The 23,452-nt window shown below is 75.5% G+C and carries 19 protein-coding genes; 8 read left to right on the top strand and 11 right to left on the bottom strand.

Annotated features, from left to right (window positions below; translation table 11 throughout):
• Nucleotides 1–38 precede the first annotated feature (38 nt).
• The 3 genes from GA0070603_RS00470 to GA0070603_RS00460 are packed head-to-tail and all read right to left on the bottom strand — an operon-like array spanning nucleotide 39 to nucleotide 3,858.
• Nucleotides 39–1,265 carry a cytochrome P450 family protein gene (locus GA0070603_RS00470; protein WP_091305545.1) on the bottom strand — a complete coding sequence of 409 codons (1,227 nt, stop codon included), beginning with the start codon at nucleotides 1,263–1,265 and terminating at the stop codon, nucleotides 39–41.
• On the bottom strand, nucleotides 1,262–1,582 hold the full coding sequence (locus tag GA0070603_RS00465) for a putative quinol monooxygenase (protein WP_091305543.1): 321 nt from the start codon (nucleotides 1,580–1,582) through the stop codon (nucleotides 1,262–1,264). The genes GA0070603_RS00470 and GA0070603_RS00465 overlap by 4 nt, the downstream gene beginning before the upstream one ends.
• A complete protein-coding gene (locus GA0070603_RS00460; protein WP_091321326.1) occupies nucleotides 1,579–3,858 on the bottom strand; it encodes an FAD-dependent monooxygenase in 2,280 nt (759 codons plus the stop codon). Before GA0070603_RS00460 ends, GA0070603_RS00465 begins: the two co-directional genes overlap by 4 nt.
• A gap of 246 nt (nucleotides 3,859–4,104) precedes the next feature.
• On the opposite strand from GA0070603_RS00460, the gene GA0070603_RS00455 reads away from it, so the two are divergent.
• Nucleotides 4,105–4,863, top strand: coding sequence for a class I SAM-dependent methyltransferase (locus GA0070603_RS00455; RefSeq protein WP_091305540.1), 759 nt, complete (start codon nucleotides 4,105–4,107; stop codon nucleotides 4,861–4,863).
• Between the two features lie 34 nt (nucleotides 4,864–4,897).
• On the opposite strand, the gene GA0070603_RS00450 is transcribed toward GA0070603_RS00455, so the two are convergent.
• Together GA0070603_RS00450 and GA0070603_RS00445 are read right to left on the bottom strand one after the other, a co-directional pair.
• On the bottom strand, nucleotides 4,898–5,956 hold the full coding sequence (locus GA0070603_RS00450) for an alpha-hydroxy acid oxidase (RefSeq protein ID WP_091305536.1): 1,059 nt from the start codon (nucleotides 5,954–5,956) through the stop codon (nucleotides 4,898–4,900).
• A 50-nt stretch (nucleotides 5,957–6,006) separates the two neighbouring features.
• Nucleotides 6,007–7,986 carry an ArnT family glycosyltransferase gene (locus GA0070603_RS00445; protein ID WP_208862766.1) on the bottom strand — a complete coding sequence of 660 codons (1,980 nt, stop codon included), beginning with the start codon at nucleotides 7,984–7,986 and terminating at the stop codon, nucleotides 6,007–6,009.
• 90 nt (nucleotides 7,987–8,076) lie between these two features.
• Between GA0070603_RS00445 and GA0070603_RS32455 the strand changes: the two genes are divergently transcribed.
• The gene (locus GA0070603_RS32455) at nucleotides 8,077–8,460 is read left to right on the top strand and encodes a chorismate mutase (protein ID WP_091321322.1); all 384 of its coding nucleotides are present in this window, start codon (nucleotides 8,077–8,079) and stop codon (nucleotides 8,458–8,460) included.
• A 43-nt stretch (nucleotides 8,461–8,503) separates the two neighbouring features.
• On the opposite strand, the gene GA0070603_RS00435 is transcribed toward GA0070603_RS32455, so the two are convergent.
• Entirely contained in the window at nucleotides 8,504–9,832 is a 1,329-nt protein-coding gene (locus GA0070603_RS00435) for a cation:proton antiporter (RefSeq protein WP_091305532.1), read from the bottom strand.
• Nucleotides 9,833–10,251: 419 nt separating this feature from the next.
• Between GA0070603_RS00435 and GA0070603_RS00425 the strand changes: the two genes are divergently transcribed.
• On the top strand, nucleotides 10,252–10,473 hold the full coding sequence (locus tag GA0070603_RS00425; RefSeq protein ID WP_091321320.1) for an MbtH family protein: 222 nt from the start codon (nucleotides 10,252–10,254) through the stop codon (nucleotides 10,471–10,473).
• A gap of 69 nt (nucleotides 10,474–10,542) precedes the next feature.
• On the top strand, nucleotides 10,543–12,297 hold the full coding sequence (locus GA0070603_RS00420; protein ID WP_091305525.1) for a fatty acyl-AMP ligase: 1,755 nt from the start codon (nucleotides 10,543–10,545) through the stop codon (nucleotides 12,295–12,297).
• Between the two features lie 152 nt (nucleotides 12,298–12,449).
• Here GA0070603_RS00420 and GA0070603_RS00415 read toward each other — a convergent pair whose 3' ends face one another.
• Complete coding sequence (locus GA0070603_RS00415) at nucleotides 12,450–13,355, bottom strand: ABC transporter ATP-binding protein (protein ID WP_091305522.1); 906 nt, start codon at nucleotides 13,353–13,355, stop codon at nucleotides 12,450–12,452.
• Between the two features lie 117 nt (nucleotides 13,356–13,472).
• Here GA0070603_RS00415 and GA0070603_RS00410 point away from each other — a divergent pair, with 117 nt between their 5' ends.
• The 4 genes from GA0070603_RS00410 to GA0070603_RS00395 all read left to right on the top strand — a co-directional run bounded on the left by GA0070603_RS00410 (nucleotide 13,473) and on the right by GA0070603_RS00395 (nucleotide 17,698).
• Nucleotides 13,473–14,027, top strand: coding sequence for a hypothetical protein (locus GA0070603_RS00410; protein WP_091305519.1), 555 nt, complete (start codon nucleotides 13,473–13,475; stop codon nucleotides 14,025–14,027).
• A 2-nt stretch (nucleotides 14,028–14,029) separates the two neighbouring features.
• A complete protein-coding gene (locus GA0070603_RS00405) occupies nucleotides 14,030–15,286 on the top strand; it encodes a sensor histidine kinase (RefSeq protein ID WP_244282326.1) in 1,257 nt (418 codons plus the stop codon).
• Complete coding sequence (locus tag GA0070603_RS00400; protein ID WP_091305517.1) at nucleotides 15,283–15,939, top strand: response regulator; 657 nt, start codon at nucleotides 15,283–15,285, stop codon at nucleotides 15,937–15,939. The genes GA0070603_RS00405 and GA0070603_RS00400 overlap by 4 nt, the downstream gene beginning before the upstream one ends.
• 280 nt (nucleotides 15,940–16,219) lie before the next feature.
• Nucleotides 16,220–17,698 carry a tryptophan 7-halogenase gene (locus GA0070603_RS00395; RefSeq protein WP_244282325.1) on the top strand — a complete coding sequence of 493 codons (1,479 nt, stop codon included), beginning with the start codon at nucleotides 16,220–16,222 and terminating at the stop codon, nucleotides 17,696–17,698.
• Nucleotides 17,699–17,761: 63 nt separating this feature from the next.
• Here the strand turns inward: GA0070603_RS00395 and GA0070603_RS00390 are convergent, their stop codons facing one another.
• The 4 genes from GA0070603_RS00390 to GA0070603_RS32290 form a co-directional block, all read right to left on the bottom strand.
• A complete protein-coding gene (locus GA0070603_RS00390; protein ID WP_167544459.1) occupies nucleotides 17,762–19,066 on the bottom strand; it encodes a glycosyltransferase 87 family protein in 1,305 nt (434 codons plus the stop codon).
• 153 nt (nucleotides 19,067–19,219) lie between these two features.
• Nucleotides 19,220–19,795, bottom strand: coding sequence for a hypothetical protein (locus GA0070603_RS00385; RefSeq protein ID WP_139131781.1), 576 nt, complete (start codon nucleotides 19,793–19,795; stop codon nucleotides 19,220–19,222).
• A 178-nt stretch (nucleotides 19,796–19,973) separates the two neighbouring features.
• Nucleotides 19,974–20,603 carry a class I SAM-dependent methyltransferase gene (locus GA0070603_RS00380; protein ID WP_091305507.1) on the bottom strand — a complete coding sequence of 210 codons (630 nt, stop codon included), beginning with the start codon at nucleotides 20,601–20,603 and terminating at the stop codon, nucleotides 19,974–19,976.
• Nucleotides 20,604–20,667: 64 nt separating this feature from the next.
• Nucleotides 20,668–23,451: an amino acid adenylation domain-containing protein gene (locus GA0070603_RS32290; RefSeq protein ID WP_208862765.1), complete on the bottom strand. Its 2,784-nt coding sequence runs from the start codon at nucleotides 23,449–23,451 to the stop codon at nucleotides 20,668–20,670.
• Nucleotide 23,452: the final 1 nt, after the last annotated feature.

Below are 23,452 nucleotides of genomic sequence, written 5' to 3'. Positions count from 1 at the left end.
TGCTGCTCCTTGGTGGGTTCGGGTGGACGGTGGCGGGCTCAGGCGGCGAAGGTGACGGGCAGCTCCAGCAGGCCGCGGAACGGCGACGCGGCCGGCAGCCGGCGTACCTCCTCGACGGGCACGCCGAGCCGCAGCCCGGGCAGCCGGCGCAGCAGCGCGGCGAGCGCGATCTGCGCCTCCATCCGGGCCAGCGAGACGCCGAGGCAGTAGTGCACGCCGTGCCCGAAGCCCAGGTGCGGGCCGCGGACCCGGCGCAGGTCCAGCCGGTCCGGGTCGGTGAAGTGGGCGGGGTCGTGGTTCGCCGCGTTGATGGCCACGCCGACGATCGACCCCTGGGGGATGCAGACCCCCTGGTACTCGACGTCCTCGGTGGCGATCCGCGGGCTGGCCACCGGCAGCGGGCCGTCGAACCGGAGCAGCTCCTCGATGGCCGCGGGCAGCAGCTGGGGCGTGGCGCGCAGCAGTTCGAGCTGCTCGGGGTGGGTGAGCAGGGCGAGCACCGCGTTGCCGAGGAAGTCCGCGGTGGTCTGGTGCCCGGCGAACACCAGCAGGAACGTGGTGGTGACCAGCTCGGCCTCGGAGAGCGTCCCGTCGCGGTCGACCGCGTCGATAAGCGCGCCGATGATGTCGTCGGCCGGGTCGTCGCGCTTGGCGCGTACCAGGTCGGCGAAGTAGTGGTGCAGCCGGAGCTGGGCCTCCTGCACGGCCGCCCGTTCCTCCTGGGGCGGCCGGCGGGTCGAGCCGGAGGTGCGGATCACCTGGGTCCAGTCGAGCACCCGGTCGTGGTCCTGCGGCGGCACGCCGAGCAGCTCGCAGATGACCGTCATGGGCAGCGGGATGGCGAAGTCGTGCATCAGCTCCGCCTGGCCCTGCGGGAGCATCTTGTCGATGAGGTGGTCGACGACCTGCGCCACGCGCGGCCGCAGCGCCTCGATCCGCCGCGGCGCGAACGCCTGGGACACCACCCGGCGCAGCCGGGTGTGCTCCGGCGGGTCCGAGTTGAGCATGTTGCGGTTCAGGCCCTCCGAGTTCGGCCCGAAGATCCGCAGGTAGTGCTGCCCGGGACCGTAGAGGTCCTTGGACAGCCGCGGGTCGGTCAGCGCGGCCCGGGCGTCGTCGAAGCGGGTGATCAGCCAGGAGTCGAAGCGCGGGGAGCTGACCGGGCACACCGGCCGCTCGGTACGCAGCCGCGCGAAGGTCGGGTAGGGGTCGGCGGCGAACCCGTCGGTGTAGAGCTCGCCCGCCGGCACGGCGTCCTCGGTCATCGGTCCTCCTCCGGTGCGCCGCCCACGCTGTGCAGCACCTGGTAGGTGTGCCGCTGGGCGGACTCGCGCAGTTCGCGGATGATGCGCAGCAGCCGGTCCCGGTGCTCGCTGCGGCCGAAGGCGTCCAGCCGCTCCCGGTCCGCCCAGTCGCTGATGATCAGATAGCTGCGCGGGTCGTCGGCGTCGCGGACCAGGTCCTGGTGCAGGCAGCCGTCCAGCGTGCGGATCTCCTCGGCCGCGGTGCGCCACTCCGCCTCGAAGCGCTCCTCGCAGCCCTCCCGGGTCCGCATCGCCAGCACGGTCCGGACGCGGGTCACCGGGCACCGCCGAACACCAGGCGCAGGTGCTTGCGGAGCGCGTCGGGGTCGACCGGCTGGCCGCGGAACCCGACGTGCCCGTCCGGGCGGATCAGGTACAGCCCGGTGCCGGTCACCCCGTACACGGCGCGGAACCGGCCGTCGGCGTCGCGCAGCACCGGCGGGGCGAGCAGCCGCGGCTCGGCGGCGTCCGGGCTGAGCAGCAGGTACGCGTCGACCTCCTCGGCCGTCTGCCGCCGCACGTCGGCGCAGAGCTCGGCGATCGCCCTCAGCGCCGCCTCGTCGGCCGACTCGTCGGCGTAGAGCAGCAGCGTGTGCCGGGTGCCGCGGGTCAGGTCGCGCAGCCGCAGCGGGTGGCCGACGCCGCGCCGGAGCAGCCCGTCCACGTCGGGGGCGCGGTCACCGGGGCGGGGCGCGTCGCGCAGGGCGTCCGGATCGGACACGGTCTCGCCGACCAGCGGGCTGCCCGCGTAGCTGAGCAGCATCGACATCTCCTGGAGGAACTGCCGCTTCAGGTCCTCGCGGTCCAGTTCGTCGGTGAACGCCATCCGCACCGCGCGGCCGACGATCTCCTCACCCTCCGGCCGCCGCTCGGTCTCGTAGCTGTCCAGCAGGCCGGGCGCGGCGAGCCCGCGCACCGCCAGGCCCAGCTTCCAGGCCAGGTTCCAGGCGTCCTGGATCCCGGTGTTCATGCCCTGGCCGCCGGCCGGCGGGTGCAGGTGGGCCGCGTCGCCGACCACGAACACCCGGCCGTCGCGGTAGCGGTCCACGATGCCGTGGCTGATCCGGAACACCGACGACCAGCGCAGGTTCGAGGCGCGGGTGCCGGGCGGGGCGAGGTGGTCGAGGGCGGCCTGGACGTCGGCCAGGGTGGGCGAGCCCAGTTCCGCGCTGAACCCGGGCGGCGCGTCCTGCCCGCCGGTCTGCGCGAAGAAGCGGGGCGGGGCCAGGGTGGCGATGCGGTAGCGGCGCTCGCCGCGCAGCGGTACGCAGACCAGCATGCCGTCCATGCGGCCGTCGGTCTCGTGCAGGAACCGCAGCAGGTGACCGTCGGGCATGTCCCAGTCCACGTCGACGTCGCCGAGCATGAACAGCTGCGGGAACCGGCCCAGCCCGCCCGTGAAGGTGAGCCCGAGCAGTTCCCGCACACGGCTGTGCGCGCCGTCGCAGCCGACCAGGTACCTGGCGCGGACCGTCTCGGTGCCGCCGTCGGCGGTGGTGACGGTGGCCGTCACGCCGTCGTCGTCCTGGGTGAAGTCGACAAGCTCGGCGCCGCGCTGCGGGCGTACCCCGAGGGTGGCCAGCCGGGCGGTGAGGATGCGCTCGGTTTCGTACTGGGGCAGGCCGAGGTGCGCGTACGGCAGGCCGGGCAGCTCCCAGCTCATCCGGTGGGTCTCCACCCCGTTGACGAAGACCATGTTGCCGGTCAGCCAGATGCCGGCGTCCATGGCCTCCCGGACGACGCCCTGCTCCTCCCAGATCTCCATGGTGCGGCAGTGCACGCCGATCGCCTTGTCGGCCTGGCCGGCCGGGGTGGCCAGCTTGTCGATCACCCGGCAGTCGATGCCCCGCCGGGCCAGCTCGACGGCGACGGTGAGCCCGGCGGGCCCCGCCCCGACGACGAGTACGTCCGTTTCCCTGTGCACGTCGGCCTCCCTGCCCGTGGTGGGTTGTCGCCGGCCGCCCCCGTCGGGCACGACGTGGAACAGGCGGCGCCGGATGTCGAGAAGGAACGGCGCGATCGGCCCGGCCTGCGCGGAGGCGTGGGCCGGGTCGGCGATCCAGCGGAGGAACTCCGCGGCGCTGTTCCACTCGGCGAAGATGTGGTGCACGTCCGATCCGGGTTCGCGCAGCAACTGCTCGCGCCGGTACCCGGGTATCCCGGCCATCCGGGCCCTGACCTCGGGGTAGCCCCGGTGGAACTCGGCGAGGCGGGGCGCCGGCACGGTGAGTTCCACGTCCACGTAGACCGTCGAGTCGCCGGTCCCGTCCTCCCGCAGCACCGGGTAGTCGGCGGGGCCGGCCGGCTCGGTCAGCGGCCGGAACAGCTCGGCCAGCCGGGCGGCCACCGGCCCCTCCCGGTACGCGCCCAGCGCCGCCTCGTCGGCCCACTCGGTGACGACGACGAACCCGCGCGGGTCCAGGGCGTCGAGCAGCAGCTCGTGCCGGAGGTTGCCGGGCAGCCCGCCGATCCGCCCCGCGATCGTGCCCCACGCGGACCGCACGGCCGGCTCGCAGCCCTGACGCGCGCGCATCCGGAGCATCGTCCTGATCATGAGGTCCCCTTCGACGGCCTGCGGGAGACGGTGGAGCTGTCGCGGCCGGTACACCCGGACCACCACGTCGTCGCGCTGCGACCCTGCCGGAGGTCGCGTCAACCGGCCGTCACCGGAGACCCCCGCGAGGTCCCGGCCCGGTGACGCCGCGGGGACGGGACGCCGCTACGACGCGGCTTCCGCTTGTTGCAAAAGATTGGCAACAAGCCTCGACAGGAGCCCCCGGCGGTAACTATCGTCATCGCCATGACTCCTTACGGACTGGACGCGCGGGCGTGGCAGGAGAGCTGGGACCGGCAGCAGGAGGCGTACCTGCCGGACCGGGAACACCGCTTCGCCGCGCTGCTCGACGCCGCCGAGGCCGTGGCCGGCGACCGGCCGCCGCGCCTGCTCGACCTCGCCGGCGGCACCGGCTCGATCAGCCTGCGGGCGCTGGCCCGCCGGCCCGACGCCGAGGTCACCGTGCTCGACCTGGACCCGGTCCTGCTCACCCTCGCCGAGGCGTCCCTCGCCGGGCGGGCCACCGTGGTCACCGCCGACCTCAACCAGACCGACTGGGCGCTGGCGCTCCCCCACCGCGACTACGACGCGGTGCTCACGGCCACCGCCCTGCACTGGCTGGACGGGCCCCGCCTGGCCGCCCTCTACCGCGAACTCCGCGACGTGCTGCGGCCGGGCGGGGTGTTCGTCAACGCCGACCACATGCCCGACGACGCGTTGCCCACGCTCACCACCCGGATCGCCGAGCGGGCCCGGGCGGACCGGCACGCCCGCCACCGCTCGGGCGCCGCGCTGTCCTGGGCGGACTGGTGGGCGCAGGCCGCCGCCGACCCGGTGCTCGGGCCGCTGGTGGAGAAGCGGCAGCAGATCTACCCGACCGGGCACAGCCCCGAGTGGACCCCGCCGGCGGCCTGGCACCTCGACGCCCTGCGCGCGGCCGGCTACGCCGAGGTCGGGGTGCTCTGGCGCGGAGGCGCCGACGCCGCCGTGGCCGCCCTGCGCTGACCCGCCGCTCCCCGCCCGGCCCCCCGCCGTCGGCTCAGGCCGGCGACGGCACCGGGGACCGGGCGGGGGCGGGCCGGACCCGCGGGCGGCCGGCCATCAGCATCGCCTCGCTCAACTCCTCGGCCAGCAGGTCGAGCACCCCGCGTACGCCGCCCGCCCCGCCCACGGCCAGGCCGTGCAGCACCGGGCGGCCGACCAGCACGGCGTCCGCGCCCCGGTCGAGCGCGACGAGCACGTCCGAGCCGCCACGGATCCCGCCGTCGAGCAGGACCGGCACCGCGCCGGCCACCCGGTCGACGACCGCCGGCAGCAGGTCGAGCGTCGCCGGGGCCGCGCTGAACTGGCGACCGCCGTGGTTGGACACCACGATCCCGTCGACACCGTGGGCCACCGCCAGGGCCGCGTCCTCGGCCGCCGCCACCCCCTTGACCAGCAACGGCAGCTCCGTCACCGAGCGCAGCCAGGCCAGCTCGCCCCAGTCCAGCGCCGGGGCGAACGCCCGCCGGCTGTGCTCGCCGGGCGAGACGAGGTCGGCGTCGGGCAGGTTGACCGCCCGGATGCCCGGCGGCAGCCGGAAGTCGCGGCGCAGGTCGCGCAGGCGGCGGGCCAGCCGCGGGGCGTCCACGGTCAGCATCAGCGCGCCCATGCCGGCCGCCTCGGCCTGCCCGATCACGTGCCGGGTGACGCCACGGTCGGCGAAGGCGTACAGCTGCAACCAGAGCGGCCCCCCGGCGACCGCCGCGATGTCCGCGAACGGCACGGAGGCCATGGTGCTCACCACGTACGGCACCGGCAGGGCGGCGGCGCCGCGGGCGGTGGCCCGCTCGCCGTCCGGGTGGACCATGGCGTGGAACGCGGTGGGGGCGATGGCGAACGGCACGGCCCAGTCCGCGCCGAGGATCCGGGTGCCGGTCTCCGGCTCGGCCGTCCCCGTGAGCACCCGGGGCACCACTGTGGCCCGTTCGAAGGCCTCCCGGTTGGCCCGCAGGCTCCGCTCGTCGCCCTGGCCGCCTTCGATGAAGTCCCACACCGGCGGGGACAGCCGCCGGGACGCCTCGGCGGCGTAGTCGTGCAGGGTCAGCAGGGACGTCATCGGCTCTCCTCCCGGCGGGGACGCCGCGACCGGCCTCCCCTGGTGGCCCGTCACGAGCCCGGCCCGCAGCGGTAGACCAGCAGTTCGTCGCCGCCGCCGTGCTCGGCGGCCGGCACCTCCCGGCAGGAGGACAGCACCCACGTCATGATCCGGGACAGCTCGGAATCGGTGGTGCCGAGGCCACCGATCCCGCCGAGCAGGACGAACCGCAACTCCCCCGCGTCGATCAGCGCGCGCAGCTCGGCGACCGTCGGCTGGGGCACGAGGCCGCTGTACCCGCCCAGCGGCAGGAACGGCTGCCCGGTGGGGAGCACGAACTGCGAGGCCGTCCGCCAGGACGAGGTGGCCGCGACGTAGCGCGCCCCGCCGCGGTGCGCGAGCAGGTAGTCGTCGAGGCGCCGCCGCGGCGCGGTGAGGGTGTCGGTGGTGTCGGCGTCCAGGGCCAGGCCGACCGGGCCGCTCGGGCCGGCGCCGGCGTCGAAGGCGGTGCCGGCGTAGCGGCGGTCGAGGACGGACAGCCCCCAGGCGGCCGGCACGGCGAGCACGGCCGCCACGCCCAGCGCGGCCACGGCCCGCCACGACCGCTCCGTCCGCCGGCCCGCCACGGCCGGCGCTCCGGGGTCCCGAAGCGGCCGCCGGCCCACGACGACCAGCGCCACGGTGGCCGCCGCGGCGGTGGCCAGCGCCGGCCAGGTCAGCCAGGGCAGGAACCCGGCGTACCGGCCGGCCAGGTGGGCCGTCCACACGAGCTGGACGAGCAGCACCGCGGGGAGCAGCCAGGTCGCCCACCGGTCCCGCAGCGCGCGCCAGGACAGCACGACGCCGGCGGCGGCGAGCGCGGCAAGCGGTGGGGCCAGCGTGGCCAGGTACGCCCGGTGGGTCAGCGTCATCCCGCTGAACACCACCACGGCCGTGGCCAGCCAGCCGCCCCAGAGCACGAACCCGGCCCGGACCGGATCGGCCCGGCCGGCGCGGCGGTGCCGCAACAGCCCCACCACGAGACCGGCCAGCGCCAGCGGGTAGAGCCAGCCGATCTGGGTGGCGTACCCGGGGTCGGCCAGCTTGTGCCAGGACCCGGCGGGCGACGCGGCCGCGTCGGCGGGGCCGGCCGGGTCCGGGGTGGTGAACCCGGATTCGACAGTGCCCGGCACGTGTGCGCCGAACCGGTCCAGGCCGTTGTAGCCGAAGACCATGGCGACCGCGCTGTCGTTCGTGGTGCCGTCCACGTACGGCCGGTCGCCGGCGGGCACGACGGTCAGCAGCAGCACCCAGGCCAGCGACACCGCCACGGTGGCCGCGCCGGCCAGCGCCACCTGCCCGAGCCGGCGCCGCCGGGACGCCGGGGCGAAGGCCAGCCAGGTCAGCGCGAACGCGGGCAGCACCAGCCAGGACTGGAGCATCTTCGCCTGGAAGCCGAGACCGACCCAGACCCCGGCGAGCGCCAGCCGGCCCGTGCGCGCCCCGGCCAGCGCGGCGACGAACGCGTCGGCCGCCAGCACCAGGCACATGGTCAGCGCGGCGTCCTCCATCGGGTGCCCGAACATCGACGCGACGATCGGGGTGAGGGCGAACATCGCGGCGGCGAGCAGCCCGGCCGGCGCGCCGCACCAGCGGCGGACCAGGCGGTACAGCACGAGCACCGACACCACGCCCTCGACCACCTGGGGCAGCGCCAGCGACCACGGGTGGAAGCCGAACACGCGGGCGGCGAGCGCCTGCGGCAGGAAGGCCCCGGCCAGCTTGTCGACGGTCACCGTGGCGCCCGGGTCGAACGCGCCGAACAGGAACGCCCGCCAGCTCACCGACATGCTGCGCACGGCGACCGCGTAGTACTCGGCGTACCCGGCGTGGCGGACCTGCCAGCCGTAGACGACGGCGGCGAGCGCGGCGACGGCGAGCAGCGCCGGGCGGGCCCAGCGCGGCTGGTCGCCCGGCGACCGCCAGAAGCGCAGCCGGGACGCCCTGGTCGGTGTGTCGACGGCGCGTTCCGGCGCCGGTTGGGCGCGCGTCACGGTTGCGGCGTCGGCCACGGCGCTCCCTCCAGGGATCGGTCGGGATGCATGCCGGAAGCACTGTAGGGGCTGGCGTCCCGATTGGGCAGCGCGCCGGCACGCGTACGACTGACGCCGCGACGCAGTCGAACGGCGACCGGCTTCCCGGATCGGGCGTGGACGGTCAGCATCGGCACCGGCCCCGACACCGCACGAGGAGGTCGCTGGTGGACGAGACGACGGGCACGCCGACGCGACCGGCCGACGGCCGGCCCCCCCGAGATCTCGTCGATGCGACGGCGCATCGACGAGATCGACGCGACGATCATCGGACTGTGGCAGGAGCGCGCCGGGCTCTCCCGGCAGATCGGCCGGATGCGGCTCGCCTCGGGCGGCACCCGCCTGGTCCTCTCCCGCGAGCAGGAGATCCTGGCCCGGTTCCGCGACGGCATCGGTGACGAGGGCACCCAGCTGGCGCTGCTCGTGCTGCGGGCCGGCCGCGGGCCGCTCTGACCGCGTACCGTCCCGGTGGCCGGACCGGCGCGGAGGCCGCCGGTCACCGGGGCGGCGCCGACCGCAGCTCCGGCGCCGGCACGGCCCGCGCGGCCTGCCGCAGCTGCTCCTCGGCGGTGGTCTCCACCCGCCGCATGGCGGCGCGCAGCACCGGCGGCGCCATCAGCGAGGTGACGATGGCGACCAGCATGACCACCGTGTACGACTGGGTGTTCAGCACGCCCAGCCGCAGCCCGACCATCGCGATGATCATCTGGACCACGCCCCGGGAGTTCATCCCCGCGCCGATGGCGAGCGCCTCCCACCGGTTGAGCCGGCTGCCCAGCGCGGCGACGAACGTGCCGGCGAACTTGCTGGCCACGGCGACGGCGAGCACCGCGAGCGCGGCGAGGAGCACCGGCGGGTCGGCCAGGCCGGTGAGGTCCATCCGCAGCCCGGCCGTGGCGAAGAAGAGCGGCGCGAAGACGGCGAGCACCATGGTCCGCAGCGGCGCCAGCCGGGCCGGCTCCAGCCCGCCGCAGACGTTGATGAGGATGCCGCAGAGGAAGGCGCCGAAGACCGGCTCCATGCCCAGCGCGTGGGTGCCGGCCGCGCCGAGGAAGACGATCGCCGCCGCCGCGGTGAGCGTCGGGCCGGTCTCCGCCGACCGGGTCGTGGCCCGGAACGTCCACCGCACCACCGGCCGGCCCACCACCACGGCGACCAGCAGGATCACCACCAGGTGCAGCACCGACAGCGCCACCTGGCCGGCGCGCACGCCGGTGGTGGCCATCGCCGCGACGACCGAGAGCATCAGCCAGCCGAGCACGTCGTCGATGGCCCCCGAGGCCAGCGTGAGCTGCCCGACGTTGCGGTGCATGAGGTTCATGTCGAGCAGGGTCTTGGCGATCACCGGGATGGCCGTCACGCAGAGCGCGACACCCAGGAACAGCGCGAAGACCGCGCGGTCACCGGCGCCGGCCACGAAGGACGCCGGCAGCACCAGGCCGACGGCGGTGCCGAGCAGCAGCGGCAGCAGGAAACCGGCCAGGCTGATCCGGGCGGCGGTGGCCCCCTGCCGGCGGACCATCCGCCAGTCCAGCTCGGTGCCGATGATCCCGACGAGCAGCAGCACGCCGACCATGCCGACGGCGTCGAGCAGGTGGAACTGGGCGGTGTCGCGGGGCAGCAGCCAGTCGGAGACGCCGGGCGCCAGCGGTTCCAGGACCGACGGGCCGAGCAGGACGCCGGCGGACAGCTCGCCGACGATGGCCGGCAGGCGCAGCCGCACGGCGAGCCGGCCGAGCAGCAGCGCGAGCAGGAGCAGCACGCCCAGTTGCAGCAGCAGGAGCAGGACCTGGTCGGCGCTGATCGGGGCGACGGTGCTGGGCATGGTGGCAGCGCTCCTCGGGGGCCGGGTGCCGGGGGATCCGGCCGCGCGCGCCGGTCGCGGGCGGGACGGCGCCCGGCTCCGGCCGGCGCCGGGGAGTCCCGGTGACGCCGGCGACGGCGAGCGGCGCGACGGCGGTACGGGGCGTCGGGCCGGCGGCGTCAGCGTTCCAGCCGGCCGGAGGAGGCGTCAACGCGCTCCGGCGCCCGCTGTCCAACCGTCCCGGCGACGCAGTTGTACACCCCCCGGGCGGCCACCGGGCGCTCTTGTTCGGTCACGCGGAGCTGGTCCATAGTGCTCGCGGTGGAGCCGTGGCCACCCGAGGGGTGGGCCGTGGCCACGCCGCCGGCGGCCCCGCGCGGCGGCGTTCGGCGACCACCCGCCACCACCGTGACCCGATTCGTTCGATGGAGGGCGACGCCGTGCCGAATCCGTTTGAAGACCCCGACGCCACCTACCTGGTCCTGGTCAACGACGAGGGCCAGCACTCGCTCTGGCCCGTCTTCGCCGACGTCCCCGACGGCTGGAAGACGGTCTTCGGCGAGGCCGGCCGGCAGGACTGCCTCGACTACATCGAGAAGTCCTGGACCGACATGCGGCCGAAGAGCCTGATCGAGGCGATGGAGAAGCAGTCGCAGCACTGACCGCGGTGCCGCCGCGCCGCCGCCCGCGAGCCGGCGTCGGGCCGGCGCCACGACCTGAGGGGGCACGTCATGACGATCGACCTCGACGGGTACCGGAGCCTCGGCGAGGCGTTCGCCGCCCACGTCGTGGCCCGGCCCGACCGGACCGCGCTCACCGTGGCCCACGGGCCGGACGAGGAGCAGCGGCTGACCTACCGGGAGCTGGCCCGCCGGGTCGACCGGCGCGCGTCGGCGCTGGCCGGGCGGCTGGCCGCCGGCGCCCGGGTGGTGATCGCCCTGCCGACCGGCACCGAGTTCGCCGAGCTCTACCTGGCCTGCCTGCGCGCCGGGCTGGTGGCCGTACCGGCCCCGGTGCCCGGCGGCTCGGCGACCGCCACCGAGCGGGTGGCGGCCATCGCCACCGACTGCGCACCGGGTCTCGTGGTGACCACCGGGCAGGACCGGGCCGCGGTCACCGCGCAGCTGGCCGGGCACGGCCTGGACGCGCTGCCGGTCGAGGCGGTGGGCGACGCCGGCTCCGCGACGGGGCCGGTGCCCGCCGACCGCCGGCCGGACCGGGACACCGTCGCCGTGCTCCAGTACAGCTCCGGCTCGACCGGCTCGCCCAAGGGCGTGGTGCTGACCCACGGCGCGGTGCTGGACAACCTCGCCGCGCTGGCCCGGCACGACCGCCTCGGTCCGGACGACCGCTTCGGCGGCTGGCTGCCGCTGCACCACGACATGGGCCTCTTCGCCCAGCTCACCGTGGGGTTGCTGATCGGCGCCCCGGTGGTCCTCATGCCGCCGGCGCAGTTCGTCCGGCGGCCGGTGGAGTGGTTCCGGCTGCTCTCCCGGCACCGGATCACCGTCACGGCCGCGCCGAACTTCGCGTACGACCTGTGCCTGCGGCTGGTCCGCGACGACCAGCTCGACGGGCTGGACCTGTCGGCGCTGCGGTACGCCTGGAACGGCTCGGAGCCGATCCACGGGCCCACGATGACCGCGTTCACCGAGCGGTTCGCCCGGATCGGGCTGCCCCCGCACGCGGTGGCCCCCGCGTACGGGATGGCCGAGTGCACGATCTACGTGAGCACCAAGCTGGCCGGTGAGCCGCCCACCGTGCGCCAGGTCGACCGGGCCCGGCTGGAGTCGGCCGGGGAGCCCGCCCTGCACCCGGTCGACGCGGGCGGCAAGCCGATGGTCGGGGTGGGCCGGCCGGGGCCGTTCACCGCCCGCATCGTCGACCCGCGCACGCGCCGGGAGCTGCCGGCCGGCCGGATCGGCGAGATCTGGCTGCGCGGGCCGGGCATCGGCCGTGGCTACTGGGGACGGCCGGAGGCCACCTCGGCCACCTTCGCGGCCCGGCTGGCCGACGGCGGGGACGGCGACTGGCTGCGCACCGGCGACCTGGGCGCGCTGCTCGACGGCGAGCTGTTCATCACGGGCCGGCTCAAGGAGCTGCTCATCGTGCACGGCCGCAACGTGGCCCCGCAGGACGTCGAGCAGGAGGCCCGGGCCGCGCACCACGCGCTCGGCGGTCAGCTCGGCGCGGCCTTCGGCGTCGCCGCACCGGACGAGCGGATCGTGCTGGTCCACGAGGTCGACCCGAGGACTCCCCCGGCGGACCTGCCCGGGGTGGCCAGCGCGGTCACCCGCCGGCTCACCGTGTCGTTCGGCGTCCCGGTGCGCAACGTGGTGCTGGTCCGGCGCGGCACGGTCCGCCGGACCACCTCCGGCAAGATCAAGCGGATGGCCATGCGGGAACGGTTCCTCGCCGGGAACCTCACGGCGCTGCACGCCGAACTCGAACCGGCGCTCCGCGACGAGCTGCCGGCCGGCGCCTGACCCGCGCCGCGCCGGGGGGCCGCCGTCCGTGGCGGCCCCCCCCGGCGGCGCGGGTCGCACCATCCAACCCGCCGCCGTCCCCGGCAGCCCTCCGGAGATGGAGAGCGCGAACGGCGCCATCCGCAGGCCGGCCTCCCCGGCCGGCGCGAGTCTCACCGCCCGGCGCCGACCAGCCGGCCGCCGGGCGCGCCCGCCGCGCGGGTCATGTAGGTCAGCACGAGTTCCTCCAGGCGGACCGGCTCCACCGTCCAGGACGGCTCGGGCAGCAGCCGCTCGGCCCGGACCACCGCCCGGCTGTACCGGCCGGTGTGCTCCATCCCCACCACCTCGACCCGCGGGTGCAGCAGGTCCAACTCGCCGCGCGGGGCCACCACCCGGTGGTGGTCGGCCAGCAGGTCGGCGACGTCGCCGGCGACCTGCACCCGGGCGTCGCAGAGCACGATGAGGTAGTCGCAGACCAGTTCCACGTCGCTGAGCAGGTGCGAGGACAGGATCGCGCTGGCGCCCAGCTCGGACACGAACTCCATCAGGTTCTGGAGGAAGCCGTTGCGGGCCAGCGGGTCCAGGGCGGCGGCCGGCTCGTCGAAGATGAGCAGCTCGGGGCGCTTCGCGGCGGCGACGGTCAGGGCGAGCTGGGCGCGCTGGCCGCCGGAGAGGCCGCCGGCCTTCTGCGCCGGGTTCAGCCCGACCTGGGCGATCCGCCGCTCGGCCAGGGACTGGTCCCAGGACGGGTTCAGCTTGGCGCCCATCCGCAGGTGCTCGGCCACCGTGAAGCCCGCGTACACCGGGGTGTCCTGCGCCACGAAGCCCACCCGGGCCAGGTGCGCGGCGTCGGCGGCCGGCGGCGCGCCGAGCACCCGCAGGCGGCCCGCCGTGGGCGCGGTCAGGCCGCACGCGAGGTTCAGCAGCGTGGACTTGCCGGCGCCGTTCGGCCCGACCAGGCCGATCACCCGCCCGCGCGGGACGTTCAGGTGGCAGTCCGTCAGCGCCGTCCGGCTGCCGTACCGCTTGGTCAGGCCCTCGGCCCGCAGCACCGGCGGGGAGTCGTCGTGTGGCATGGACCCATCCTGCGAACCCGGTCCGGTGGCAGCATCGGCCCAAAGCACGGTTCGCCGCGCCCGCGACCGTACTTTTGACCGGTTCGCCCGGCCCGGAGTTTTCCTAGCCTGGGCGTCATGACCAACACCAATCGACCGGCCGGTGTGGCCGGGATCCTCTTCAACGTCGGCCTCGGCGTGGTGTTCGTGCTCGGCCTCGCCTTCACCGCGTTCATGATCTCGGACAGCTGGGGCACCGGGTACGCGATCGTCAACGGCACCGTCGGTGTGCTCGTCTGCCTGCTGGCCCTGCTGCGCGGCGTGGACCGCTTCCGCACGGCGGTGGCCGGTGTCGGCCTCGCCGCCGTCGCCGTCGTCGTCTCCCTGGTCGCGGACCTGCCGCAGGAGCCCGGCCCGATCACCGGGCTGGCGCTGGCCGTGCTGGTCGGCTCGGCGCTGCGTACCCTGCCGTTGCAGACGGCCGCCGCGGTCGGCGCCGGCGGCCTGCTCGTGGTCGTCGGCAGCTACCTGTCCGCGCTGGACAACCAGAACGGGTTCAGCGCCGTGACCGTGCTGGACGCGCTGGGCTGGCTGGCCGCCGTGGCCGCCGGGCTGACCCTGCGCGGCAGCGACGCGCGCACGGGCGTCGCACCGGCCACCGCCGCCTGGACGCCGTCCGCGCGGGCCCGGTGAGCGTGTCCGATCTCGACCACCTCCCCCCGCCGGCCGGCGCCGGCCGGGCGGACGGCGCCCGCCGTTCCCGCCCGGCCGGCGCCGTCGGCGGGCCGGGCTTCCGTACCGTGGGCGGGGTGAAGATCTGGGACCGGCTCGCCGGCACCGCCGCCGACCTGGGGTTCGTCGTCGCGTTCCTGATGGCGCTCGCGGTCGAGGCGGTCGCCATCGCGCAGACCTGGGGCGCCCGGTACTGGTTGTTCGGCGGGCTCGCCGCCGTGGTGGTGTGTGTGCTCGCGCTGCTGCGCCGGTGGCACCGGGGCTGGCTGGCCGTCGCCGGGCTCGTCGCCGTGGCGTGCACCGTGCTGGTCGCCCGGCTGGCCCACCTGCCGGCCGAGCCGGGCCCGGCCATGGCGCTCGCGCTGGCGGTGCTGGTCGGCGCGGCACTGCGTACCCTGCCACCGGTGCCGGCGGGCGCGGTGGGCGCCGCCGGCCTCGTCCTCGTGGTGGGCAGCCAGTTCGCCGCCCGCCCCTCCCCCTCCGGCATCTCCTCGGTGGCCGCCCTGAGCGGGCTGGCCTGGCTGGGCGCCGTCGCGGTCGGCCTCTCGCTGCGCCTGGTCGACGCCCGCAACCAGGCCACCGCCGAGAAGGTACGCCAGGACGAGCGGCTGGAGCTGGCCCGCGAGCTGCACGACGTGGTCACCCACCACATCACCGGGATCGTGGTGCAGGCCCAGGCCGCCCAGCTCGTCGCCGGCAAGCACCCGGAGAAGCTGCCGGCCACGCTGGCCGGGATCGAGCTGGCCGGCTCGGACGCCCTCGCGGCCATGCGCCGGGTGGTCGGGCTGCTGCGCGACACCGAGGACGCGGCGCCCGCCTCGCCCGGCCCGGAGCAGCTCAGCGCCCTGGTCGAGCGGTTCAACCGGCACGGCCCGCCGGTGCGGCTGCGGATGCCGGAGCCGGCCGCGCCGTGGCCGCCGGAGGTGACCACGACGGTCTACCGGATCGTCCAGGAGTCACTGACGAACGTGTCCCGGCACGCCCCGCACGCCCGGTCGGTCACCGTGACCGTCGGCCAGGACGCGCAGGGCATCTCGGTGGAGGTGGTGGACGACGCGCCGCCGGGCCCGGCCCGCAAGGGCCACCGCAGCGGGTACGGTCTGGTCGGGATGCGCGAGCGCGTCCAGACCCTCGGCGGCACGCTGCGGACCGGTCCCCGCGCCGGCGGAGGCTGGTGCGTGCTGGCCACCCTCCCCCTCCCCTCCAGGACGGCACGATGACCATCCGGGTGCTGCTCGCCGACGACCAGGCGATGATCCGCGGCGGCCTGCGGCTGATCCTCGAGGACCAGCCGGACATCAGCGTGGTGGCCGAGGCGTCCGACGGCGTCGACGCCATCGCCCAGGCCCGCCGGCTGCGCCCGGACGTGTGCCTGGTCGACATCCGGATGCCCCGGCTGGACGGCATCGAGGTGACCCGGGCGCTGGCCGGCCCGGGGGTGCCCAACCCCATGCGGGTCATCGTGGTGACCACCTTCGACCTCGACGAGTACGTCTACGGCGCGCTGCGCAACGGCGCGGTCGGCTTCATCCTCAAGGACGCCGGGCCGGCCCTGCTCGTCGAGGCGGTCCGCGCCGCGCACAACGGCGACGCGCTGGTCTCGCCGTCGGTGACCCTGCGGCTGCTCAAGCACGTCACCACGGTCGGTAAGCCGGCCCGCGGGCGCCCCACCCCGAACCTGTCCGAGCGGGAGATCGAGGTGGTGCGGGCGATCGCCCGGGGACGCACCAACCAGGAGATCGCCGCCGAGCTGTTCATCTCGCTGAGCACGGTCAAGAGCCACCTCTCGGGCATCCAGACCAAGCTGGGGCTGCGCAACCGCGTCGAGGTCGCGGCGTGGGCGTGGGAGAACCGCGTGGTGGAGAGCAGCTGACCGGCGCCCTCCATCCTGGTCGGGATCCGGCGTCCGCGCCAGCCGCCGGGCGTCGACGGTCGCCGATCCGTGCAACCGCCGACACCCGCCGGTCGAACGGTCCGGCGGCCCGGTCCGGCGTGCCTCCCGCCGGCCTGGCGAACACCCGGCAGCACGACCGATCATGCTGCTCGGGTGGTCGCCCGCAGGGGCGACGGGTGACCCACGCCGACGAGCCGCCGTGGGCGGGACGGCTGTCCGCCGTGCCCGGGCCCCGGCCGCGTGCAGGGCAGGAGGATTCGTGGCAAGCCAACCGGAAGAGTTCGACGTCATCGTCGTGGGTGGAGGGCCGGGTGGGTCGACCGCCGCCTCGCTGACCGCCAAGGCCGGGGCGAAGGTGCTGCTGCTGGAGCGGGAGACCTTCCCGCGCTACCAGATCGGCGAGTCGCTGCTCCCCTCGACCGTGCACGGCATCTGCAACCTGCTCGGCGTGGGCGACGAGATCGCCGCGGCCGGCTTCATGAAGAAGCAGGGCGGCACCTTCAAGTGGGGCACCAGCCCGGAGCCGTGGACGTTCGCGTTCGCGGTCTCGCCCCGGATGGCCGGGCCGACGTCGCACGCGTACCAGGTGGAGCGGCGGCGCTTCGACCAGATCCTGCTGGAGAACACGCGCCGGCTCGGCGTGGACGTCCGGGAGAACTGCGCCGTCACCGAGGTGATCGCCGACGACGAGCGGGTCCGCGGCGTGCGGTTCACGCAGGGCGGGGAGAGCCGCACGGCGCACGCCCGCTTCGTGGTCGACGCCTCCGGCAACAAGGGCAGCCTGCACGGCACCGTCGGCGGGCAGCGGGAATACTCGCCGTTCTTCCGCAACCTGGCGCTGTTCGGCTATTTCGAGGGCGGCAAGCGGCTGCCCGCGCCGAACAGCGGCAACATCCTCTGCGTCGCCTTCGACGCCGGCTGGTTCTGGTACATCCCGCTGTCGGACACGCTGACCAGCGTCGGCGCGGTCGTCCGCCGGGAGATGGCGCACAAGGTGCAGGGCGACCAGGAGCGGGCGCTGCACGACCTGATCGCCGAGTGCCCGCTGATCGCCGACTACCTGTCCGACGCCACCCGGGTCACCGAGGGCGACTACGGCCAGGTGCGGGTGCGCAAGGACTACTCGTACTGCAACACCTCGTTCTGGCGCCCCGGCATGTGCCTGGTCGGCGACGCCGCCTGCTTCATCGATCCGGTCTTCTCCTCCGGGGTGCACCTGGCCACGTACAGCGCGCTGCTGGCCGCCCGGTCGATCAACAGCGTGCTGGCCGGCGCCGTGAACGAGGAGCGGGCCTTCACCGAGTTCGAGCAGCGCTACCGCCGCGAGTACGCCGTCTTCCACGACTTCCTGGTCAGCTTCTACGACCTGCACGTGGACGAGAACTCCTACTTCTGGCAGGCCCGCAAGGTCACGCAGAGCAGCGCGCCGGACATGCAGTCCTTCATCGAGCTGGTCGGCGGCGTCGCCTCCGGCGAGGACGCGCTGGCCGGCTCGACGGACCTGATCCGCCGGCAGGGCGCGAACACCGCCGAGCTGGGCGCGGCGGTGAATGCCATCAGCCCCGGCGGCAGCGGTTTCCTGGGCCGGTCCAGCCTGGTCGCCGACGCGATGTTCGAGGGCTCGCAGATCCAGGCGGGGGTGCTGTTCGGCGAGGACGCGCCGCAGGAGCCGCCGCTGTTCGAGGGCGGGCTCGCCACGGCCGGCAACGGCCTCATGTGGACCGAACCGAAGAACTGACGCTCACCCGGACGCCCCCGGCCCGCCCTCGGCGGCCGGGGGCGTCGCGCGTCGGCGGCGCCGTCAGGCGGGCTGCGGGGCCGGTGCGGGCAGCGGGGCCGGGCGTGCGCCGGCCGGGGCCTCCGCCGGGGCGGTGAGCACGTCGCGGACCACCTGACCGCAGAGGTACGCGGTGACCGCGACCCGGATCAGGATGGCGGCCGGATACTGCCAGTCCGCTGTCAGCGCCTCCCCCAGGTAGCGCCACACCGCCACCCAGTGCAGCACCTCGGCGGCCTGCCACAGCACCCAGTCGCGCAGCACCCGCCGCCCCGGCGCCTGTCCGCGGGCCAGCACCAGCAGCGGCAGCAGCCAGAGCACGTACTGCGGCGAGTAGACCTTGTTGGTGAGCAGGAACGCCGCCACGGTGAGGAAGCCGAGCTGGGCGAGGGTGGGCGGGCGGCGGGCGTAGCGGGCCAGCACGGCGACGCCGAGCAGGAGCAGCACGAGCACGCCGAGGGCCACCTCGTTGACCGCCGGCACCGGCGCGCCGAGGAGTTGGAGGGCGTACCAGAGGGCGCCGAAGTCGGCCTCGCGGGCGGCGTTGAAGCGCCAGAACTCCCACCAGCCGTCCGGGTAGAGCACCATGACCGGGGCGTTGAGGACCAGCCACACCGCGACGGCGGCGGCCAGCGTCCGGGCGAGGTCGCGCAGCCGGCGGTCCCGCAGGCAGAGCAGCAGCAGCGGCCCGAGCAGGAAGAGCGGGAACAGCTTCGCCGCGGTGCCCAGGCCGATCATGGCGCCGGCCAGCAGGGGCCGGTCGTACGCCCAGGCGAGCACCGCGAGCACGGCGGCGGCCACGGCCAGCAGGTCCCAGTTGATGGTGCCGGCCAGCGCCAGGGTCGGGGCGGCCGCCACCAGCAGCGCGTCGCGGGTGCGCCCGCCGGTGCGGCGCAGCACCGCGTGCACGGCCCAGACCGTGAGCAGCGCCAGCGCCAGCAGCACCACCACGTTCACGAGGAAGTACGCCTGCGCGGCGGTGGCCTCGTCGGCGCCGGGGGTCAACAGCCGGGAGAGCCGGGCCGTGAGGTCCATGAGGTACCCGCTGCCGACCGGGTATTCCAGCGGCGGCCCGGCGGGCTGCGGCGCGTACGGGAAGGCGCCGTCGATGAGGCCACGGCCGCGGAAGAGGATGGGGATGTCGCTGTAGCAGTAGCTGCCGAAGGCGAGCCGGGTGTCCCAGGGCCAGCCGGCGTAGTGGCAGGGCCACTTCTGCGCGAAGCCGACCGCGAAGGTGAGCACCGTGGCGACGAGCGGCAGCGTCGGGACGGCCCGGCGGGTGCGGGTCGGGGGTCGCTCGGGTGCCGTGCCTCGACCGTCCGCGTCCATGGGTCCTCCCGTCGGTTCCGTTTGCTTTTCCGGCGGCCACGCCGGTTTTCCGCCCGACGTTTCCGGCGGCCAGGAAAAGCGGCCGGAATACGACGGGAGCATCGCCGTGCGACCGCGGATTTCCGGCGGTCGCACGGCGACGAACGGGATTTCTCAGGCCGGGCAGGCGCCCTCGATGACCAGTTCGGTGACCCGCCAGCCCTCGGCGGCCTTCGCCAGGGTGGCGTTGACGGCGCTCGGCCCCTGCGCCTGCTGCTGCGGGCCGAGGTTGTCGACCGGCTTGCCGTCGGCCTTCACGAACGGCCAGTCGGAGTTGTCGAAGCAGCCGGTGAGCTTGGCGCTTGTCGGTGCGGTGGCCGGGCTGTAGGCGGTGACCACCGGCTTGCCGATCTTCGGGTTGCCCTGGGTGCGCACACCCTGCTCCCGGTAGGTGGTGAGGATGGTCTTGACCGTGAGCAGCGCCTGGCCGGAGGCGTACTTCGGCAGGTCCGGCGCGTCGGCCGCGCCGGCGTTGCTCGCCGCCACGAAGGTGTCGAGCAGCTTGAGGTAGACGTCGACGCCCTCCTGCACGGACGCGGCCGCCGAGGGGTCGGTGGTCGCCACGGCCGAGGGGGCGGCCGCCGACGACGAGGACCGGCCGGAGGCCTCCCCGGACGTCGTGCCGCAGCCGGCCAGCGCCAGCAGCGCCACCAGGCCGACCCCCGTGAACCGACGAACGTGTGCAGCCATGAGTGGCCCTTTCCATGCGATTCGGAAAACGGTCCCGCGCCCCGGAAGTCCCGGCGGGAATCGCCGGGTACGCCATTTCGGCGTCAGGGCGCAGCACATGGGTACCACAAACAGAGAATGGTCGACACGAATGCATGCACACGCCTCCGTCCACCCGGGACGGGGGGTGCGGCGCCGGTCAGGCGCCGGACGCGCGGACCGTGCGGAGCAGGAATCCGGGCAGGGAGAGGCGCCGGCCGTCGGTCTCCGCGGCCACCTGGATCTCCTCGATCTCCGTGCCGGTCCACTCCGGCTCGGCGAAGCCGGCCCGGAGCAGGTCCTCGGTCACGCCCCAGCCCTGGCCGTCCGCCAGGGAGACCGCCAGCACGAAGACGGTGGCGCCCGGCGCGGCCAGGCCCGGCAGCGCGGCGAGGTACGCGTCCGCGGCGCCGCCGCCGCGCCGGACCAGGCTGTGCAGCAGGCCGGAGTCGAAGATCGAGTCGAACGGCGCCGACGGCAGCGACAGGCGGGTGGCGTCCTGGACCTCGAAGTGGACGGTGAGGCCCTCGCCGGCGGCCTTGGCGCGGGCCTGGTCGATCGCCACCCGCGAGATGTCGACGGCCGTCACCTGGTGGCCGCGGCGGGCCAGGGCGATCGCGAGGTCACCGGCGCCGCAGCCGATGTCGAGCACCTTCGGGCCCCGCACCGCGCCGTCGAGCACGGCCGCGAGTGCCGGCTGGGGACCGCCGATGTCCCAGGGCGGGCCGCCCGAGCCGGCGGTGTCGCGGTAGACCTCGTCGTAGTCGACGTCGTAGGGCTCGTCGCTCATCGCTGACCCCCTGAACGGCCCGCTCGACTGGGTCCGACCAGCATCCCACGTGGCCGTGCCCGCGTCAGCCGGTGCGCAGCGCGTCGGCGAGGCCACGCAGGGTCGGGTTCAGGTAGAGGGTGCGCGGGTGCAGCCGGGGCAGCCCGCGTTCGCGCATGATGGCCGCCATCCGCACGGCCAGGAGCGAGTTGCCGCCCAACTCGAAGAAGTTGTCCGCGACGCCCACCGGGCGGCCGAACACCTGCTGCCAGACGCCGAGCAGCCCGCCGGCCAGGTCGTCCCCGGCCGCCTCGGCGGGCGCCTCGGGCGTGGCCGGCTCGGCGGCCGGTTCGGGCAGGGCGTCCCGGTCGACCTTGCCGTTGGCGGTGGTCGGGAGGGCCGGCAGGTCGGTGATGGTGGCCGGGAGCATGTACTCGGGCAGCATCCGGCGCAGCCGCTCGCGCAGCGGCGCGTCGCCGCCCCCGGTGCGCACCACGTAGGCGTCGATCCGGCCGGTGGCCGGGTCGTCCGGGTCGGCGCGGCGCAGCACCACGGCCGCCGCCGCCACACCTGGGCACTCGGTCAGCACCGAGCGGATCTCGTCCAGTTCGATCCGGAAGCCGCGCAGCTTCACCTGGTTGTCGATCCGGCCGAGGTGTTCGAGGGTGCCGTCGGGCAGCAGCCGGCCCCGGTCCCCCGAGCGGTAGGTCCGCTCCCCCGTCTCGGGGTCGACGGCGAAGCGCTCCGCGGTCAGGTCGGGGCGGCCCAGGTAGCCGGTTGCCACTCCGACGCCGCCGACGTGGATCTCCCCCGGCACGCCGGGCGGGACGGGCCGGCCCGCGGTGTCGCGGATCCGGACGGACCAGCCGGGCAGCGGCCGGCCGACGGAGCGGGAGGCGGCCAGCGCGCCGGCCCGGGTGACGTCGCCGGCGGTGACGTGAACGGTGGTCTCGGTGATGCCGTACATGTTGACCAGCCGGCACGCCGACTCCGGGTGGCGGTCGAACCAGGGCAGCAGGCTCCGCGCGTCCAGCGGCTCACCCCCGAAGATCACCAGGCGTACGGCGAGCGGGCCGGCCGCCTCCCGGTCGGCCTCGACGAGCTGGGCGAAGCTGGACGGGGTCTGGTTGAGCACGGTGACCCGGCGCTCGACCAGCAGCTCGTGGAACTGCTCCGGGGAACGCGACACCCAGTACGGCACGACGACGAGGTGCCCGCCGGTGAGCAGCGCGCCCCAGATCTCCCACACGGAGAAGTCGAACGCGGCGGAGTGGAAGAACGTCCACACGTCCGCCGGCCCGAGCCCGAAGTCGGCCCGGGTGGCGTCGAGCAGGGCGACCACGTTGGCGTGCGGGACCACCACCCCCTTCGGCCGGCCGGTGGAGCCGGAGGTGTAGATGACGTACGCCGGGTCCTCCGGTCCGGCCGTGACGGCGGGCGGCGCGTCCGCCCCGGCGTCGCCCGCCTCGGCCAGCGCGGCCGGGGTGACCGGGGTGATCCCGTCGACCCGGGGGAACTCGGCGTGCGTGGTGACCAGCACGGCGAGCCCCGAGTCCCGGACCGTGTACGCGAGCCGGTCGGCCGGGTACGCCGTGTCCATGGGCACGTAGACCGCGCCGGCCTTGAGCACCGCGAGCAGGGTGGCGACGAGTTCGGCGGAGCGGTCCAGGCACACGCCGACGAGGTCGCCGTCCCGGACGCCGTGCGCCCGCAGCCCGTGGGCCAGCCGGTTCGACCACTCGTCCAGCTCCCGGTAGCTGACCCGGGCGTCCTCGGCGGAGAGGGCCACCGCGTCGGGGCGCTCGGCCACCCGGTCGGCGAAGACGTCGGGCAGCCGCCGCGGCGTGCTCACCAGGGGCCGGGCCGGTCGGCCGAGGGCGGCGATCCACTCCCGCCCGGCCGGGTCGTCGAGGTCGGCGGCGCCGACGGGGGGTGGCGCAGCGGCGGTGACCTGCCGGTGCAGGTGGGCGAGGTGCCGCACGACCTGCGCGGCGACGGCCGGCGACACGGCCCGCAGCGGGTGCCGCCAGCGCAGCTCGACGTGCCCGTCGGCGTCCCGGCCGACGACGACGGTGAGCGGGAAGCGCGGGGCGAGGCAGGGCACGTACTCGTCGGCCGGGTCGCCGAGGTCGAACGCGAGGCCGATCGAGACCGTCGGCGGCGGCGCCGGGTCGGCGGGCGCGGCGAGGTGGTCCCGCAGCCGCGCGGTGAGCGCGTCCAGCGGGAGGTCGTCCGGGGTCGCCACGGCCAGCGCCGTGACGTCCTCGCCGGCCCGGACGCCGAGCGCGCCGACCACCGCTGTCTCCTCCGGCTGGTAGCGGGCGAGCAGCACGGCCAGGGCGGCCAGCCAGGTCGCCGGGTCGCCGCCGGGGTGTCCGGGCAGGACGGTGCGGTCCTCACCCCAGGCGTCGCCGGCGCGCGGGTCGCCGAGCCCCCACGCGGGGACGGCACCGGTCGGGGCGGCCGGGCGGTCGGTGGCCGGGGTGGGCGCCGGGTCGGCCGTGCCGCCGCGGAACGCCGCGCCGAGCCGGCGCAGCGCGGGCGGGTCCCAGGCGTCCCGCCGGGCCACCAGGACCAGGTCGGCGGGGCCGTCGGCGTACCGGATCAGCACGGCCCGCAGGCCGGCGGCCACCGGCCGGGACAGCTCGCGGTCGCGGCGGCGAACGGCGGCCGGCGAGTCGGCGTGATCGGGGACGGGCTCCACCCAGAGCCGGGCGGTGCCGGCGTGGGCGGCGAGCCGCGCCCCGACCGTCTCGTCGTCGACCGGAGGGTCGAGCCGGATCCGCAGCGCGTGGCAGTCCGGCGCGCCGGCCGGTGCGGCGGGGTGCCGGCGGGGCCCGGTGGCCGGCGGCGGCTGGAGCGTACGCACA

Origin of the sequence: Micromonospora chersina (genome assembly GCF_900091475.1) — a bacterium.
Lineage (GTDB): Bacteria > Actinomycetota > Actinomycetes > Mycobacteriales > Micromonosporaceae > Micromonospora > Micromonospora chersina.
This window is presented reverse-complemented; position numbering and strand designations above follow the sequence as displayed.